This window comes from Paenibacillus luteus (assembly GCF_006542765.1).
In the GTDB taxonomy this organism is placed as follows: domain Bacteria; phylum Bacillota; class Bacilli; order Paenibacillales; family Paenibacillaceae; genus Pristimantibacillus; species Pristimantibacillus luteus.
On the sequence record NZ_SKCD01000026.1, the window covers coordinates 72,618 to 89,174 of the forward strand.

The window sequence follows — 16,557 nt, forward strand, 5'->3', positions numbered from 1 at the left end:
CAAGCTCCTCTCTGCCTATAGCTAGCGAATGCGGTATTCATCAAAATAGCGAGGAATAATTTCGGTAGATGCTCCCGGCAGCTCCGGCAGCACGTAATGCCCGTTCTTAACCGTTGCAGGCTCGACGAAAATCGACCGGATCCACGGGATGTACTCCAGCATGATCGAGCCTTGTGTAGCGGCTACCAAATGCTGATGAATTTGACCCATATCGCCGACATGCGGACAGATTGGAATGTCATACGAAGCAGCTAGTCCCGCTACCTGAAGCCATTCGGTTATGCCCGCAACCCGCGTAACGTCAACCTGGCAATATTCGATAGCGCCTTGATGGATATAATCGCGGAACGCGTATTTCGAGTACACATGCTCCCCAAGCGCAATCGGAACGTTCAGCGCATCCGCCAACTTCTTATGGCCCATAATATCGTCCGGATTCAACGGCTCCTCCAGCCAGAAGAGATCGAACTCCTCCAGCTTCTTGCCCCAGGTCATTGCCGTATTGATATTCCACTGCTGGTTGACGTCGATCATAAAGATCGTTTTGTCGCCGATGGCTTGGCGAACCGCCTTCACACGGTCATAATCCTCATGCGGATCAGACTTGCCCACCTTGATTTTCACGCCGGTAAAGCCCTGCTCAACAATGTCCGTGACATCCTTCAATAAGCGTTCCTTCGACCAGTTGAGCCAGCCGCCGTTCGTATTATAAGCTTTAATGCCCTTCGATTTATGGCCGCCGAGATACTGCCAGAGCGGTTTATTGGAAGCCTTCGCCATAATGTCCCACAGCGCGATATCAACCGCTGCCAGCGCCATATGCGTAATGCCGGCCCGTCCAATCCAATGCATTTTGCCGTAACGCAGCGTATCCCAAATTTCCTTGACCATGAACGGATCCTTGCCGATCAGCTCAGGGGCATAATAACGGTCAATCGTATCGACAATCATATCGTCGCCATGCGCGCAGGTCCCGGTATAGCCATAGCCGACATACCCCTCGTCCGTAAAAATACGAACGCCCGACAATCCCCAATGCGTCGCAACGTTAATGGCATCGGTAATCGGCGGATCTATCGGCACATGCAGGACAAACGTTTCTACTTTTGTAATTTTCATCGTGAGCTCTCCCTATGATTTGGATTAGTAACCGAGCGACGCGCCGCCTTCGACGGGCAGGGCGATGCCGGTAATGAATGAAGCCTGCTTCGAAGCCAAGTACAATACCGCCTGCGCAACTTCCTCCGAGGTCGCCGGACGCCCGAGCGGGTGCATCGCATTTAAAGCCTGCAGCGTTGCTGCGGGGTCCTCCTGCTGCTGCGTCCACGACTCGAGCAGTGGCGTGCTTACGCCTGCCGGACATACGCAATTAACACGTATGCCCTCCGGGGCATAGTCCAGCGCTAACGCCTTGGTCATCGCAATGACCGCTCCTTTGGAAGCGGAGTAGACCGGGTTGTGGCGCTGGCCGACCAGTCCGTTCAGCGAAGCCATATTCACGATGGCACCGCTCGTTTGGCGCAGCAGCGGCATGGCGTGCTTGATCATGAGATATACGCCCTTTACGTTAACGGCGAGCAAGCGGTCGAAGGCCTGCTCTTCTATTTCCTCCAGCGGCTTCGGATGAATCACCGCGGCATTATTGAATAGCACGTCGAGACGGCCGAAAACTCGCTGCGTTTGCTCCATGAGCGAAGCGACCGCCTTCTCCTGCGAGACATCCGTTTGAAATGCGGCGGCAGTTGGAAGCCCTTTCACAAGTGGATAATTATCATTAATCGCTTGGGCAACACGCTGTCCTTCACCCTCGTTCCAATCGGCAATGACCACACGCGCGCCTTCTGCTGCGAACAGTCTCGCACTTACTTCCCCGATGCCCGAGCCGCCGCCTGTTACCAGCACTACCTGCTCAAGAAACCGCAAAGGCATTCCTCCTTCTTCGCCTGACCCTTAACTAGCTTAATAGCCTGCCAGCATTAAGGATTGATGTTGTTAATTGATCCGTAAAAATAGCAAAGAGGCTTTCCCTAATAATTTAGCTATTGTATCATCTATATAGATATTCGTATTTGCTCAGACATCCATTAAGTTGACGATTCATCCGCTAATTTTAGAAGTTAAAAGTAATCGAACATAAATGAGGGATTGTGCTTGAAGAAGCTAAATGAGATTGCGCCTTATGTCGGGGACTCTATGTATTACCTGTATGACGGCAGCTCTAACGAGAAGCTGCGTGTCTGCAGCGTCTATGCTTTTCATCTGTTTACAGACGGACCGGGAGAGATGGAGATTAACGGAAAACGTTATCCGATCGACAACCGCACCCTCATTTTTCTACGCCCAGCGGAGCCTCATGCCTTCCATATTTCTTCTGGCCATCCGCTGTCATCGCATAATTTGTATTGTGATTTGTGGGAACAGCAGCAGCCCGTTTCTCTCAATCGGACGTTTATTTATGCTCCCGAGCCTTTCGAGCTGGGTACGGTAGCGGCTTCCCTTGACTGTGTTGAGCTGGACAGCTTGCCGAGCGTTTTCTCGCTGCAGCCTTATCCGGAGCTTTACGACTCCTTCGTTATGCTCGCCAAGCTCTACAACGATTCGCTATTTTACCGGGCGGAAATGATGAACAGCCTGCTCTACGCGTGGATTCTTCAGTGGTACAATACGATCCATACGCACCAGCCTACCGATTACCGGATCGTCCGTTTGCTCGCGCATTTGAATGCGCAGCCTGAGCAGCGCGAATCCGTGGAGACATGGTGGCGATTCTGCGGCTTGAAGCGAACCTATTTTCATGCGCTGTTTTTACGCGAGACCGGCTTTACTCCGAAGGCTTACCATCACAAACTGGTCATGAGACGGGCCTCCAACCTCCTGCTGGAGAGCGAATTGAGCGTAACGGCAATCGCCGAGCGGCTGGGCTATGCGTCGATTCACCCGTTTACGCGACATTTCAGCGCCTTCTACGGCGTCAGTCCCAAGCAATACCGCCTGCAGCCGCAATCGAGAGGCTGACCACATAAATTCCATATTACTGCGTAGAGGGTGCGAGGCAATAAGCGCGTATTTGCGCTTATTGCTCAAAAATAACGTTAAAGGATGGCAATACGAATACTAGGGTGCTTATCGAGGGTATGTGGAGAGCAGATCATAAGCTAAATTGCCGAAATGCCTAATATCATTGAGGTAATCGTAGCCGACCACGCTGCTTAATTGATTGTACATGCGTACAACGACGGCGTTGCAGCGCGGGATGACGAGGCAAGAGCATCCGGTAATGCCCAACACTTGGTAGGAGTCGCTTGGCAGCCGTTCGCCAAGCTGATTCAATGGTGTACTACTTTGCAGCCACCATATATACCCGTTTCGAGGCTGCTCCGCCGGAACTTGATCCGGCGTCTGAAGTGTCGTCACTCTTTCAAATACAGATGGAGGCAGGCACCGGACTCCTTTCAGCTGCCCTTTGGCCAAATGGATATATCCCCACCTAGCTAAATCTCTTGCACTGACGAACAGGTTGCCTTGGTCACCTGCCGCACTGTTATTTGGTCCAACCCAAGACTCATGATCCGCGTAATAGTTATAGATAAGAGACTCATCATAGGCGTTTCTCCAGCCTGTCTCTGAAAGTTGATAGCGTTCAAATACATTTTCCCGCATGAATTCACTTAAGGTTTGTCCTGACAAATGGTTCACTAATTGAATGAGCATAGCAATGCCGGTATTTCGATAGGCCCAGCCCTCGCCGCTTGCAAACTCCCTACGAATGCTGCCTCCGTCATCTATTAATCCGTGCGTATGCGTAAGCAGATGACGAATGGTCACCCCGCGCGCTACCTCGCGATATTCCGGCAAATAGCTTCCAATCTCATGATCGATGCCACTAATCGATCCGCTCTCAACCAATAAGCTGACAGCCAGCGCGAGATATGTCTTGCGAATAGACGCCACATTAAATTGCGTATGCTCGTAAACAAGCTTGGATGCCTCTACAGCCGCATGCCGCCCCGAATACCATTCATTGACGACCGCACCCTCTTTTAAAATATAGACGGCAGCTGCCGTGGCCCCGATCACGCCCTGCATTTGCTCTGCATATTCATTTAGCTTCTTAAAATGCCCGTTCACGGCAGTGGTCAATCGCCCCTGTCCCCTCTCTATCATTAAATAATCGTTGCCATCCATGTAATCCAATAGGCCGCCGGAACAAGGAGCAGTTGGGCGAGCAACGTTCCTATTAGTCTGGAAACCATCAGCAAGCCAAATATTTTATTCAGAGCAGCGACCTCTTTTTCTCCCCGCAGCACTTTATCTGTAACCAAGCCGATTTGCGGATCGATCAGGATCGTCAGCAAAATGGTGGCAATCCCGTTAATTAAACCAGAGGATTGCAGCGCGGTAGTCTGATTTTCAAGCGTAAGGGTGGATGCCAGCAGCGCGGCCAGCACTCCGATTGTGTAAATTGCTGTTACCACCACATTAAGAACGACCAGCCGTTTCGGAATGCCGCCGATTCTGAGGCGCGATAACATCGATAATTTAGGACTGCGCAAATGATAGCGTGCATTGTGTATTTTCTGAAAGGATACTGAGGTACGGAGCATTTGCGGTATCGAGCCCGCCACTTCAAAGTGGGCAATCACTCTTGAGGATAAAAACACCGCAGACGGAAACAGCAAGATAGCCGCCAATGTGCCGAGAGTCGAAGCGCCGATAATGATGCGAAGCTGATCAACCAAGTTGAAATCGGAATTCTTTTTGGCGAAATCTATAATTTTACCCGTTAAAGGGCCCTGAACCATATTGGCCGTTCTGGAAATAATCAGAATGATGCCGGACAAAGAGAGTGCCACCGCCAGCTTCCCTACCCGAACGCCCGCTGACCGAAGCGCGTAGGTAAGTGTCTCCGAGAAATGAATCACAAACGTAAACAACGCTACTAACAATACCTTCTCTAGCAATTTCTCACCCCATCAACCGTCATAGACTATCATTCATACAGATAATACCATATGTGGAAGAGCGGATGTTAACGAAAATGGTAGGCAAAAAAATAGCGAGCCAGAACAGTCTCTGGCTCGCTACGGCTGGTTATCGCGATAGATTAAGGTTACTAAGGTTACGCTAGCACAAAGTCTGCTGCTCCCTCATGGTCTGGCTCTAGCGCTAAGATCTGCTGCGCATAATCCGATGCAGCCTGCTCGTCCTCCATCTCGTAACAGCAAATCGCCAAATGATAGAGCGTCTCGCTGCTTGCTTCGTGCTCCGCTGCCGATCGCTCGTAAAACACTCTCGCTTCGGCATAATGCTCCATCTGAAAGAGCATATTCGCACAAGCTAACGCTAGATCAGTTGGTTCATTCATCGGGTAGAAGCTCTCCCACATCATCCTGATGCCGTCGCTAAGGTCCATCGCTTCCTCCTCGCCATGACCCGGCAGCAGCTCCAGCATGCGGGAGTGGCTCTGGAGAAATAACTGCGAATCAAAGCGGCTTAACCGCCAGAAAGCCAGCAGCTGCGGCAGCTCCAGCTCATTCAAATGCTCGTCATACCAAAGCTTCAGGCTAAAAAAATCATCCGGCCCGAATCGGTCGATAAATCGCCGATAAGCAAGGCGGGTGTGAACGTAGCTTTCCGGCTTCTCCAGCATCAGCATGCAGCCGACATTCAGGTTACGGTAATGATGCTTCGTAAATAAAGTTAGCGCTCCCATCTGATCGAACGCATACTGAAGCGCATGGTAGTTGGCCGTCAAAGAAAAGCTGCCATGGTGAATGAGCTTCGGCGGCTCGGCGAACGTCCAGTTTTCCAGTCGGTGATCTCCTTTATCTGCCGTAAGCAGCAGGAAACCTGCGGTGGACAGTGCCCTAAGCCGCTGCAGACATGACAGCCCAACCGTTGGAAAGAGGATGTGAGAATCCTCCAGATTCTGCTTATAAAGCTCGATAACTTCGCGATAGGGGTAATCGTCCCGCTCATATTCTTCCGCTCGGTAATAATGATAGCTAGGTACCAGTTGGGCCAGCTTATCCGCTGCAGCTAGGACACCATCCCGCTCTGGAGCATCAAAGGATACCCTGCATTCATAAATTTTGCTTTCATCCACATAGATTAATTCTTGAGGGACGCTGTCAAAAAAATAATTGGCAATCAGCAGCAGCGGCTGTTCCAAATCGCCTGGACGCACGGTAACGCCTGCCTCCAGCAAATGCAGCTCCGTATCCTGCACCGCATCAAATCGAGCAAAATCCAGCAGCCCCTGCTTCACAAACGGAAGCAGGCGCTCATGCTGCTGCCAGAATCCGATATTTTGCAGAGGCAGATCGCTCATCACATATCGAAAAGGCGGTAGTTCTATATCAGCCTCCTTGAGCAGAGCCGTTAGCTCCATCAGCACATGGTAAGCCAGACGCCCAGAGCCCGCCCCAAGCTCAAGGATCGTAACCAGATCCATCCCTTTGTCCTTGCTCGATTGATCCAGAAGAAATCCGAAAATCATCTCCGCATAGGCCGTAGCGATATAGGGATTGCTTGTAATATATTGAGGAACCTGATCACTCTGCCAGGCCTTAATTCCCTGCTTTTCAAAATAGTCACGCTGCAGCTCCCAAATCGGTGCCTCACTGAAGCGGTAAATTTCTTTTTCGTTGTCGCTCATATTCGTCCTACCCGCTTTTCACTATAAATTCTGATACAAGAAAAACAGCCCGCTATCCATTGGTAATAGCATGATGATGGCGCGCCGGCTGCCGAACTCTCGATCCAACGACTTAAACCTATCATCCGACGCACGGCTTGTCTAGAGCTAGTGTCATCTTCATTATACACAACATGCGAGCACCAAAATCATGCTCAAAACCGATTTACAAATCGTTCCAATCCACTTACTCTGAATTACAGAGCAATCTGAATGAGTGTGACTATGAGGAGGAATCATTTCATGCAAACCGTAATTCAGCTGGATCAGCTATGCAAGCGGTACGGCAATACCACAGCCGTCGACCATATTACAATGCAGGTGAACAAAGGGGAAATCTTCGGTATTGTTGGGCCCAATGGCGCCGGAAAAACGACCTTGATCGAAATGCTCGAGGGCTTGCGGCTGCCAGACAGCGGCTCCGCCACCGTCCTCGGGCTCGACATCCGCAAGCATGCGATGGAGATTAAGCAGCGGATCGGCGTTCTGCTGCAAGCCACCTCCATGCCTGAGAAAGCCAAAGTGCGCGAAGTGCTGCAAATGTTTGCCTCCTTATATCATAAGAGCACGGATCCCAAAGAAATTTCCGCCTTCCTTGGACTTGAAGATAAGCAAAACGCATTCATCAAGTCGCTCTCCGGCGGCTGGAAGCAGCGCGTATCGCTGGCGCTCGCGTTAATCAATGATCCTGAAATTTTGTTTCTCGATGAGCCGAGCATGGGACTGGATCCAAATGCCCGCAAAGAAATGTGGGATATGATCCACCGCTTGAAGAAGGATGGGCGGACGATTGTCGTCACTACGCATTACATGGAGGAAGCCGAATATCTATGTGACCGGATTGCGGTCATCAGCCACGGGAAGCTCGTTGCTTTGGATACGCCGCAGAAGCTGATCTCGATGCTGGGCGGCACGAAGCGCATCAGCTTCAAGAACGCTGGTGTAACGGGGAAGGAAAGCTTCGCCGGACTGCCTTTTGTCGTTGACGTGGAGTGGGAAACGGATACAGTTAAGCTGCATTCGAGCCAGATCGACGAGACGCTGCAGGCTCTGTTCCGTTTAGCCGCCGAAGAAGGCTGGATGGTTAGCGGACTCCGGCTAGAGGATGCCTCCATGAACGACGTCTTTACCGAAATGACTGCCAGCGGAAAGGGGATCGCAGGATGAACGCATTAGTACGGCTTATCGCTTTTGATTTCCGGTTATACCTTCGAGACTGGCTCACCATCTTCTGGATGCTGATTTACCCGGTTTTGATGCTGGTCATATTTGGTTCCATGTTCGGTAACCAGCCTGGCACTGAAGAAGGTTTGAAATATATTGATTCCTACATTCCGGCATTATGCGCCATGAATGTCATCTCCGTCTCCGTCTTCACCTTGAATATCAATATGATCACTCAACGGGAAAGCGGCATTTTGCGAAGATACCGGGTCAGCCCCATTCGTTCAGCCTCCGTCCTGCTCTCTCATTCTATCCAAGGCGTCTTTCTCGTACTGGCAGGCGCGATCGAAATCATTCTCGTAGCCAGCTTCATATGGGATATTCATTTTTCCTTCTCCTCTATGCTGCTGCTCTTCGCTTGCCTGCTGTTTGGCTGCCTCAGCTTCTTCTGCCTTGGCTTTGCCTTGTCGGGACTTGCCAAAACGCCCGGAGCAGCAAGCGGCCTGGCTATGATCGTGTTTTTTCCGTCGCTGTTTCTGTCAGGCATCTCCATGCCGGTGGACATTTTGCCGACATTCATGCAGAAGCTGAGCCAATGGCTGCCGATGTCTTATTTCGTAGAGCTGGCTCAAGGCGTATGGCTTGGCGGCTCGATCACTTTATTCGGCACCGAACTGGCAGTTATGCTGGGTTTCGCAGTCGTGTGCTGGGTACTCGCGTTTTTTCTTTTTCGCTGGGAAAAATAACCGGGAAATCCCGCTAAACTAGGGAGCGTTCACATTGAACAAACAACAGGAAGCAGCCTCGGCGGACTCGCTGCTGACGCTGCGCGGCGAGCTTGAGCTGACCGAGGGCAACCTTGGAAACCATATCAGCGTACTGGAGGAGGCCGCATACATTAAAGTAACCAAAACCTTCGCCGACAAGCGGCCCACAACGATCTGCTCGACCACGCCGCTTGGTCTGGAGATGTTTGAGCAATACATTTCCGGCTTGGAAAAAATCATTTGCATGGCGCGTGCCACAGGGAAAAAAGCTAAAAAAAAATAACCTTTTACCTTCCGCTATAAGGTTAGAGCTATTGAATCTTTTAAGGCACCCTCATAGAAAAACGAATAAACATTATAAAATCTCAAAAAAACCCAATTTCCCTTTTGCATATAATAGGAAATTGGGATTTTGTTATATCATTAACATGCCTGTTTGTAGATACCTAGCTTTGAGAGTAATCCTATTGATATAGGAAGAAAAAATGGAAAGGTGTTTATCCTGCCTTTTCAATACCTTCCTGCTTCTTTTCTCCCTTATAAAGAACTTAGGCAGGCTTCCAGCCATCTTCACCACATAAAATAGTAATGATATTAAATTCATTCGCTTGTTCATCCTTCAGCTTATGCGACCAGCCCACTCTCCCACCTGTTTTCGCACCCGGACCACTGCTGTTATATTCCACGAACACCGTAGTCGTCTCACTGCCTATCTTGTCCCAATTATGCCAGCCGGCAGCTATGATATGCTCGCCGAGCCAGCAGTTAAGATAGGCGACCTTAGCGTATTCGCGCCAAGGCCTTCCTAAGTAAACGCTGTTTGGCGGTGCATTCCCCGTTAGCCTGCATTGTAGAAAGACGTAACCGAACGCAGACTCGGCAGTAGTCGAGGCTGCCGTAATCCATCCATTAACTCCACTCTTTCCTTCCAGCCTGTTTTTCGTGTAAATTTCACATCGGTGAAACACAGCCGTCGCAGAGCCAAAAATAAAATCGACGTCACCTTCAATATAACAATCCTCGTAATATTGGCGAACGTTCTTTCTTGGCATGCCCTCACGCGGTCCGCCGAAGGTGCTGCGGTCAATCGGAAAAGGCGGCAATGGACCTGTGAATAGGGTATCCTGATGGCCAATAAACCGGCACTGCTTGAATATAGCTCTATCTCCATCTACATAAGCTGCAAGCGCCTGTCCTACCTCCTCGCCTTTACCCGCCGAGTTAACAAACGAGATGCGCTCCGCGCTGAAATTATCAGCTCCAACAAAAAGAGAATAGGAATTGAAGGTATGGTACGGCTCTCCATTCGGAAAAGTCTTCAGCGCATAATCGTCAAAGGTAACAATCGTATGCTCCACACTTTCTCCAAGAAGCGAAACCATCGGCTTATCGACATGGAGCTTTTCCTTATAAATACCGTTCTTGATCGTTATCTGTATCCGTTCTTTTAAATTCGGAGGCACAGCATCTAGTGCCTCCTGAACCGTTGTAAAGTCACCGCTTCCGTCCTTTGCGACAATCACGCTCATGTCCCTCCTGTTCGCAGCTTGTTCTTCTCTATGCATCACATGATAGTTATCTGCTAATCCGCAGGTCCAGCTTCTCTGCCTCAAGCGCTGCAAGCAGAAACGGAGCCACGCCCATAAAGGAATCGGAAACGATCTGCTCTCCGATATAATAACCGTAAGAACCGTCGCGATCGAAGCTGAGTCCGGCTCCATGACAGATTCCGTGAAGATGCACACCTTGGCCATCCTCTTCAGTCAATCGTTCGACAATGCCCTGGAAGCCTTTCGCTGCTATGGTATAGAAGCCACTCTCCAAATAGCGCAGGCGCAGTCCCTTAGCCATTGCATATACGAACATGCTTGAGCCCGATGCCTCGAGGTAATTGCCTTTGCGGAAGCCTTGGTCGAGCACCTGAAACCATAGTCCGCTGTCAGTCTCCTGCACACGGCCAAGCGCATGGCACATCCGTTCAAAGATGCCGATAATTGTCCCCCGCTTCGGATGATCGATTGGAAAATGCTCTAAACTATCCACAAGCGCCATAGCATACCAGCCCATTGCCCTGCTCCAGAAATGCGGTGAGCAGCCAGTAACCGAATCTGCCCACACCTGCTCTTTGGACTCATCCCACCCGTGGTAAAGGAGGCCGCTTCTGGGGTCGCGGGTTTTTCTCTCCATGAGCAGCAGTTGATGGGCAACCTCGTCGAACAGCTCTGGTTTGTTGAAGGTTTTCGCATATTGGGCAAGAAACGGTGAAGCCATGTACAAGCCGTCCAGCCACATTTGGTAAGGATAAATCTTCTTGTGCCAGAACCCTCCCTCCGATGTTCGCGGCTGTCCGAGCAACTGCGCGGCAAGCATATGAGCGGCTTTCTCATAGCGGATATCCCCTGTCCGCTCCAACAACAGAAACAGGTTCTTGCCCTGATTGATTTGATCCAAATTGTACTCTTCGAGTGAATAGGTCAGAATCGATCCTTCCTCTGTGATATACAAGTCCATATGCTTCTGCATAAACGTTACATAGCTTTCAATGCCATAGTGAACGCCAGTCCGCGCGATTGCCATCAGCGTCATTCCCTCGACATAAGCCCAACGTCCTTTCGTAAAGCCATGATAGCCATCTTCGTCCACCTGCCTGGCGATCATCTCCACTATCTTCTGCGACCAGCCCAACTTTGCATCTGTTTTCATCAGAAGGCCTCCCCTTGTTCTTGTTGCTACTTCGCTGTTTTGCAGCGCATGACCGAATGGCGTGAATAGAGCTGCGGCTGTATGACAACCGGATAATCAACATGCTCCTTCTTAATAAGCGCGACAATCAATTCCGCCGCCGCAGATGCCAATTCATCAAGCGGGGGGCCGATCGTCGTTATGGCTACCTCGGCATATTGCATGTCGGGGGTGTCATCATATCCAATTAGTGAAATATCCTGTGGTACGCTCAAACCTCTCTCCATCAAAGCGCGCAGCGCTCCTCTGGTCACCATGTTGTTAAGTCCAATAAAGGCGGTCGGCGAGCCTTCCCCAAAGGAATAGTCGCGTATGGCTAGATAACCATCCTCCCAAGACGAATAAGCCGGCAATAGGCTATCGCTGGAAAAAGGCAGTCCCGTCCGATGGAGCGCTTCTTTAAATCCACGAATTTTGATGTCCTGCGAATCACCGATAAATCCGATCCGTTCATGGCCGAATGACTTCAAATGCTCGACAGCTTTGAATATCCCTTCTTTCCGGTCTATTTTGATATAAGGAGAATTAGGACTTTCCTCGGCGCCCAGCAGAAAGCACGGAATTTGGATATTGGAAAATTCCTTCAGGAACTGCTCCCTGTGATCCGGCATATAGTCCCAGAAAATGCAGCCATCTACCCTTAGCTGACTAAAAATTTCTAGCCCGTCGGTCGGTACGACCAGAATCATCTGATAGCCCCGATCCTTCAGTTCCTGATGCAGCTTCTTTGAAATGTTCGAGAACAACGGATTGCTAAGCTCATCCAATACGAAACCAATAATGTTGCTTTTGCCTGATGATAGCTGCGTCGCCATAATGTTTTTTCGGTAATTGTGTTTCTCCGCAATCGACAGCACCTTCTGCCGAGTAGCAGGCTTAATGAGCGGATCACCGTTCAATGCTTTGGACACCGTGCTGTAGCTGACACCCGCCAGCTTTGCCAAATCTTTAATAGTAATCACGTATTGTGCACACCTCTTTCAACCAGTCGCTCTATACCTCTCATATTAAACGATTTCATGAAGTGTTTAATAGTAGGGTACCGGCATCAGAATGTGCATTCTGACGCCGGTACTGCATGAACAGAGCGTATAGCCCTTACTTTACAGCTGCAACGTAACGGTCATACTGTGCTTGCTTGCCGGCAAGCACCTCTTCGATCCCCATGCTCTTCAAAACTTTTAAGTACGCATCGAATTTATCGAGACCCTCTTTGCCTGTAATGAACTTCAGATTCATCTCGTCTACATACGTTGTAATATCCGCCATGTATTGATTTTCTACGCTGGCTTCCTCAGGCAAGGCATACACAAACGGAAACGGAGCTTTAATGAATGGTTCAATCTTCTTATCCATCTCCGCATGCCATGGTGCCACGAGCACGTCAGTGGAGTCGGTCGATTGCATATTCGGCAGGTTGACCGGACCAATGCCCAGCTTTTGAATAAAATCATTATTTTTTCCCTGCTCCGTGAACTGCTTTTTGCCGTCAACCTCCTCATACGTGACGCCTTTCAGGCCCCAGGTATAGTTTGTCTTGGCTTCGTCGCTTATCGCCATGTCTAGGAATTTAAAGGCTAACTCCGGATTCTTGCTGTTTTTGGATATGCCGAAAATACCGCTCATCGGCGTTCTTCCTACATAGAACTGGTCGCCGCCTGGCCCTTTAAGAGGCAAAATCCCCTTAATGATCGGCGTGCTAGGATCATAGTCTGGATAAAGCGGACTGTATACCATAGAAGTGTACCAACTGAAATTGAACGTGGCTCCCGCCGTATTTTGCGAAAATCTCGAAGTTACCTGATCGCCAGTCGTGCTCGCAAAATCCACACCAAGCAGCCCTTCCTGATACAAACCGTTCAAATAGGTCAAATAATCCTTATACACTGGCTCATAATACCCAAAGTGGACTTTATTGCTGTCATCCGAGTAGAACTGGTTGGACAAGTCCATGCCAAAGACCGGACCAAACGCCATTGGAATAAATTTCGGATCGGTAGTGAAAGGAACCTCATCCTGCTGTCCATTCTTATTCGGATCATCAGTCTTGAATCTCCGCAGCATTTCCGTAAATTCATCAAGCGTTGTCGGCTCCTTCATGCCTAAAGCATCCAACCATCTCATATTTACCATAAAGAGCGGCATATAGTTTTTCGTGAGCGTTTGCTGGGGCACATAATACATTTTGCCATCCGGCGTCGTTAGGCTCGCTTTAATTTCAGGCGATTGCTCGTATATTTTTTTTAGATTAACGCCATATTTTTCATACATTTCATCGATTGGAATAACTAGTCCGCTCTTTATATATTTCATCAGCTGATCTTGGTCCGGCATGTAGACGATATCCGGAAGATCGATGCCCGAAGCCAATCTCGGGCTAATGGAATCCGCGTAATTCTGAGGTGGAATAAGCTCCCAATTCACAGTAATACCGGCTCGCTTTACGATTTCATTTACTATATCCGCATTAGCCAAATCAACGTTAGTCGACCAGGCATTCGTCCCTAGAATCGACAAGGTTGCAGGTTTATCAGTGATTGGACCGGCCCCCGTGTAAGTGAAGCTTGTGTCTGAATCGGCATTGGATGTCGTTTCTGGGCTGCCCCCCGCGTTGCTGCAGCCTGCAATAATTGCTGCAAGCGTGCCCGCAATAACGATTGCTTTGAACCCTTTTAACGTATTCGCCATTAGACTTTCCTCCTCATAAAATAAGCATAGCGGTGATGCAACTTCCCCCTGATGCAGCAATTGTACATTTAGCATGAGCGTTGCCTGGTTTGAATCACCTCCCTTATGAATCATGAGCGCATGCTGTCATTATCCTCTATCCCTTCACAGCTCCAAGCGTAATCCCTTTGACAAAATAACGCTGGATAAACGGATAAAACATAATGATCGGCAAAATGCTGACTACAATTGATACATATCTAACCTGCAGCGTCGAAATAGCTAGCGCGCTTGTAGCAGTGCCGCCGCCCATTTTCTGCATAATTTCAGGCGAGGCCATAATCAGAACACGCCTTAGAAAAATTTGCAGCGGCTGCAAATCTTGTTTGCCTAAATAAAGCAGCGCGGAGAAAAAATTGTTCCAATGAAAGACGGCATAATATAGCGTAAGTACAGCAAGCGTGGGCTTTACAATCGGCACGGCTATCCGGAACAGCATCGTGATATCATGGGCCCCGTCGAGACTCGCGCTCTCGAATATTTCATTAGGTATGCTCTCGAAGGCCGAACGGCAAATCATGACGTTAAACGTAATGACGAGCACAGGCAGCACCATTACCCATCTGGAGTTATACAATCCAAGCGTGGTAATAAGCATATAGAGGGGGATTAGTCCGCCTGAGAAGTACATCGTAAAGGCAATGAAGAAATTCAGCTTCCTCCGAAGAAAGAACCTTGCTCGGGACAGCGGGAACGCGGCAAGACAAGTCGCAAAAATGTTCAGTGTCGTTCCGACCACGGTGTACCAGATGGTATTGTAATAAGAAGTCCAGATCTCAGGATACTGAAGCACCATTTTGTAGCCTTCGAGCGTGAACTCGACCGGAAACAGAGTTACCAGCTGCTTATCGATCGAACTGACCGAGCTGAGGGAAATGCTGATGACATAAATAAACGGATACAGCGTCACGACAACCGCGAGGATGGTGATGAGATAGACCAGCCCGTAATACGTCCGATCGGTCATTGATTTTCTCATGATTAGGCTCCTTAATAGTTAATGGAGGAAATCCTTGCTACCATAGCGACATATTCGTTGCTCGGCGTGTCAGCCAGTTTGCTGAAAATACAAGTAGGAACGTAATTAAGGAATTAAATAATCCGATAGCTGTAGCGATTCCAAAGTTTTGCCCCTCGATTCCCATCCGGTAGACATAAGTAGACAAGACATCGGCGGTTTCGTAGGTGGCTCCGTTATAGAGCAAGTACACTTTTTCAAATCCAACATTCATCACGCCGCCAAGGGACAGCAGAAGCAAAATAACAATCGTAGGCTTTATACTCGGAAGCGTCAGGTGCCAGAGCTCCTGAAATTTGTTTACCCCGTCTATTTTTCCAGAATCATAAATCTCAGGGTCAATGCTCATAATTGCGGCGATATAAATAATTGAACTAAAACCAAAACTTTGCCAAATATCCGAACTGGTAAAGATTGTACGAAACCAGCCAGGCTCCATCATGAAATTAATTTTTTCCATGCCCAGCTTCGCAATAAGCGTATTAACAATGCCATCTGTAGGGGATAGGAAATTGATAATCATGCCAGCGATAACTACGGTAGAAATAAAGTGCGGCAGATAGGTGATGGTTTGTGCGAAACGCTTAAAGGTACGATTTTTAATCTCGACGACACAAATTGCGAACAAAATAGGGATGGAGAAGCCGAATAGTAGAGGGTAAAAAGCGAGCAGAAATGTGTTCCGCAGCAGTCGCCAAAAATACCGCGACTCCGCAAACTGAACGAACCACTTTAATCCAACCCACTCTCCTCCAAATAGCCCTTTGCCCGGAATGAAATCTTGGAAAGCAATCAGAATACCTGGCATAGGCAAATACATGAAAACAAAATAATAGAGAAAGATTGGCAAAAACATGAGCAGCAGGTACTTATCCCTCTTGATCAGCATCAGTAAATTCGAAAATTTACTCTTCACCATTGCACACATCCTCATCCATTCAACTGGGTTTACGCAATAAAAAAATAGAATCATTAAAATTTACAACGTTTGAAATTTTAAAAATAATTATTGCTAATATTAACCTAAGTCAACGTATTTGTAGAGAAAAAAATAGATTATGCAACTCCTTTCATTTTTTACAACGTTGTAATTTTGTGATATTTGTATGCGCTTTCATTAATTTAATTACATGTTATCAGATATCACTTTATAATGCAATGAGCAATTAAAAAGGGTGTTGTTCTTCTGTGATAATGTCACTATGGGACAGGAGACAATTACATTGACCAGAGAAGAACTGAAGAAGATCCGCGTCGTGCAGAAAATAGTGGATGGGCATATGACAAACAGCGAGGGAGCTTTGACGTTAGGGATTTCCGTTAGGCAAATCATTCGGCTAAAGAACAAATATAAGGCAGAAGGAGAACAAGGCATTGCCCACAAAAATCGCGGAAGGACGCCGGTACACGCATTAAGTGATGACATGAAAGATCGAGCAGCC

16 protein-coding genes are annotated in these 16,557 nt (G+C 48.6%); 5 read left to right on the top strand and 11 right to left on the bottom strand.

Features of this window, described 5'->3' with window-relative positions:
* Positions 1-21: 21 nt before the first annotated feature.
* The gene (locus tag E0496_RS20465) at positions 22-1,119 is read right to left on the bottom strand and encodes a mandelate racemase/muconate lactonizing enzyme family protein (RefSeq protein ID WP_141503684.1); all 1,098 of its coding nucleotides are present in this window, start codon (positions 1,117-1,119) and stop codon (positions 22-24) included.
* 24 nt (positions 1,120-1,143) lie between these two features.
* Entirely contained in the window at positions 1,144-1,923 is a 780-nt protein-coding gene (locus E0496_RS20470; protein WP_241674907.1) for an SDR family NAD(P)-dependent oxidoreductase, read from the bottom strand.
* 228 nt (positions 1,924-2,151) lie between these two features.
* On the opposite strand from E0496_RS20470, the gene E0496_RS20475 reads away from it, so the two are divergent.
* Complete coding sequence (locus E0496_RS20475) at positions 2,152-3,015, top strand: AraC family transcriptional regulator (protein WP_141503686.1); 864 nt, start codon at positions 2,152-2,154, stop codon at positions 3,013-3,015.
* 108 nt (positions 3,016-3,123) lie between these two features.
* Here the strand turns inward: E0496_RS20475 and E0496_RS20480 are convergent, their stop codons facing one another.
* The 3 genes from E0496_RS20480 to E0496_RS20490 form a co-directional block, all read right to left on the bottom strand.
* Positions 3,124-4,140 carry a serine hydrolase domain-containing protein gene (locus E0496_RS20480; protein WP_241674908.1) on the bottom strand — a complete coding sequence of 339 codons (1,017 nt, stop codon included), beginning with the start codon at positions 4,138-4,140 and terminating at the stop codon, positions 3,124-3,126.
* Between the two features lie 23 nt (positions 4,141-4,163).
* Positions 4,164-4,961 carry a lipid II flippase Amj family protein gene (locus E0496_RS20485; protein ID WP_141503687.1) on the bottom strand — a complete coding sequence of 266 codons (798 nt, stop codon included), beginning with the start codon at positions 4,959-4,961 and terminating at the stop codon, positions 4,164-4,166.
* Positions 4,962-5,119: 158 nt separating this feature from the next.
* Positions 5,120-6,658 (bottom strand): SAM-dependent methyltransferase, encoded by a 1,539-nt coding sequence (locus E0496_RS20490; RefSeq protein WP_141503688.1) that lies wholly within the window; start codon positions 6,656-6,658, stop codon positions 5,120-5,122.
* Positions 6,659-6,940: 282 nt separating this feature from the next.
* Here E0496_RS20490 and E0496_RS20495 point away from each other — a divergent pair, with 282 nt between their 5' ends.
* Genes E0496_RS20495 through E0496_RS20505 form a run of 3 tightly spaced genes read left to right on the top strand, consistent with a single transcriptional unit; the run spans position 6,941 to position 8,911 of the window.
* Positions 6,941-7,864, top strand: coding sequence for an ABC transporter ATP-binding protein (locus E0496_RS20495; protein WP_141503689.1), 924 nt, complete (start codon positions 6,941-6,943; stop codon positions 7,862-7,864).
* Positions 7,861-8,607, top strand: a complete 747-nt coding sequence (locus tag E0496_RS20500; RefSeq protein WP_141503690.1) for an ABC transporter permease — start codon at positions 7,861-7,863, stop codon at positions 8,605-8,607. The genes E0496_RS20495 and E0496_RS20500 overlap by 4 nt, the downstream gene beginning before the upstream one ends.
* A gap of 34 nt (positions 8,608-8,641) precedes the next feature.
* Positions 8,642-8,911, top strand: a complete 270-nt coding sequence (locus E0496_RS20505) for a transcriptional regulator (protein WP_241674909.1) — start codon at positions 8,642-8,644, stop codon at positions 8,909-8,911.
* Between the two features lie 265 nt (positions 8,912-9,176).
* Here the strand turns inward: E0496_RS20505 and E0496_RS20510 are convergent, their stop codons facing one another.
* The 6 genes from E0496_RS20510 to E0496_RS20535 all read right to left on the bottom strand — a co-directional run bounded on the left by E0496_RS20510 (position 9,177) and on the right by E0496_RS20535 (position 16,031).
* Complete coding sequence (locus tag E0496_RS20510; protein ID WP_175598094.1) at positions 9,177-10,151, bottom strand: pectinesterase family protein; 975 nt, start codon at positions 10,149-10,151, stop codon at positions 9,177-9,179.
* 52 nt (positions 10,152-10,203) lie between these two features.
* On the bottom strand, positions 10,204-11,331 hold the full coding sequence (locus E0496_RS20515) for a glycoside hydrolase family 88/105 protein (RefSeq protein ID WP_141503692.1): 1,128 nt from the start codon (positions 11,329-11,331) through the stop codon (positions 10,204-10,206).
* Positions 11,332-11,357: 26 nt separating this feature from the next.
* Entirely contained in the window at positions 11,358-12,332 is a 975-nt protein-coding gene (locus tag E0496_RS20520) for a LacI family DNA-binding transcriptional regulator (RefSeq protein ID WP_141503693.1), read from the bottom strand.
* A gap of 136 nt (positions 12,333-12,468) precedes the next feature.
* On the bottom strand, positions 12,469-14,058 hold the full coding sequence (locus tag E0496_RS20525) for an extracellular solute-binding protein (protein WP_141503694.1): 1,590 nt from the start codon (positions 14,056-14,058) through the stop codon (positions 12,469-12,471).
* Positions 14,059-14,194: 136 nt separating this feature from the next.
* Positions 14,195-15,076 (bottom strand): carbohydrate ABC transporter permease, encoded by an 882-nt coding sequence (locus E0496_RS20530; protein ID WP_141503695.1) that lies wholly within the window; start codon positions 15,074-15,076, stop codon positions 14,195-14,197.
* Positions 15,077-15,113: 37 nt separating this feature from the next.
* Positions 15,114-16,031, bottom strand: coding sequence for an ABC transporter permease (locus E0496_RS20535; RefSeq protein ID WP_421924341.1), 918 nt, complete (start codon positions 16,029-16,031; stop codon positions 15,114-15,116).
* A gap of 307 nt (positions 16,032-16,338) precedes the next feature.
* Here E0496_RS20535 and E0496_RS20540 point away from each other — a divergent pair.
* Positions 16,339-16,557: helix-turn-helix domain-containing protein (locus E0496_RS20540; RefSeq protein ID WP_141503697.1), on the top strand; the 219-nt coding region annotated here is incomplete at its 3' end.

What these genes read in the sequence shown, in the direction of transcription:
- E0496_RS20465 (WP_141503684.1), bottom strand. Translation starts at nt 1,119, where the DNA reads ATGAAAATTACAAAAGTAGAAACGTTTGTCCTGCATGTGCCGATAGAT.
- E0496_RS20490 (WP_141503688.1), bottom strand. Translation starts at nt 6,658, where the DNA reads ATGAGCGACAACGAAAAAGAAATTTACCGCTTCAGTGAGGCACCGATT.
- E0496_RS20495 (WP_141503689.1), top strand. Translation starts at nt 6,941, where the DNA reads ATGCAAACCGTAATTCAGCTGGATCAGCTATGCAAGCGGTACGGCAAT.
- E0496_RS20500 (WP_141503690.1), top strand. Translation starts at nt 7,861, where the DNA reads ATGAACGCATTAGTACGGCTTATCGCTTTTGATTTCCGGTTATACCTT.
- E0496_RS20515 (WP_141503692.1), bottom strand. Translation starts at nt 11,331, where the DNA reads ATGAAAACAGATGCAAAGTTGGGCTGGTCGCAGAAGATAGTGGAGATG.
- E0496_RS20525 (WP_141503694.1), bottom strand. Translation starts at nt 14,058, where the DNA reads ATGGCGAATACGTTAAAAGGGTTCAAAGCAATCGTTATTGCGGGCACG.
- E0496_RS20530 (WP_141503695.1), bottom strand. Translation starts at nt 15,076, where the DNA reads ATGAGAAAATCAATGACCGATCGGACGTATTACGGGCTGGTCTATCTC.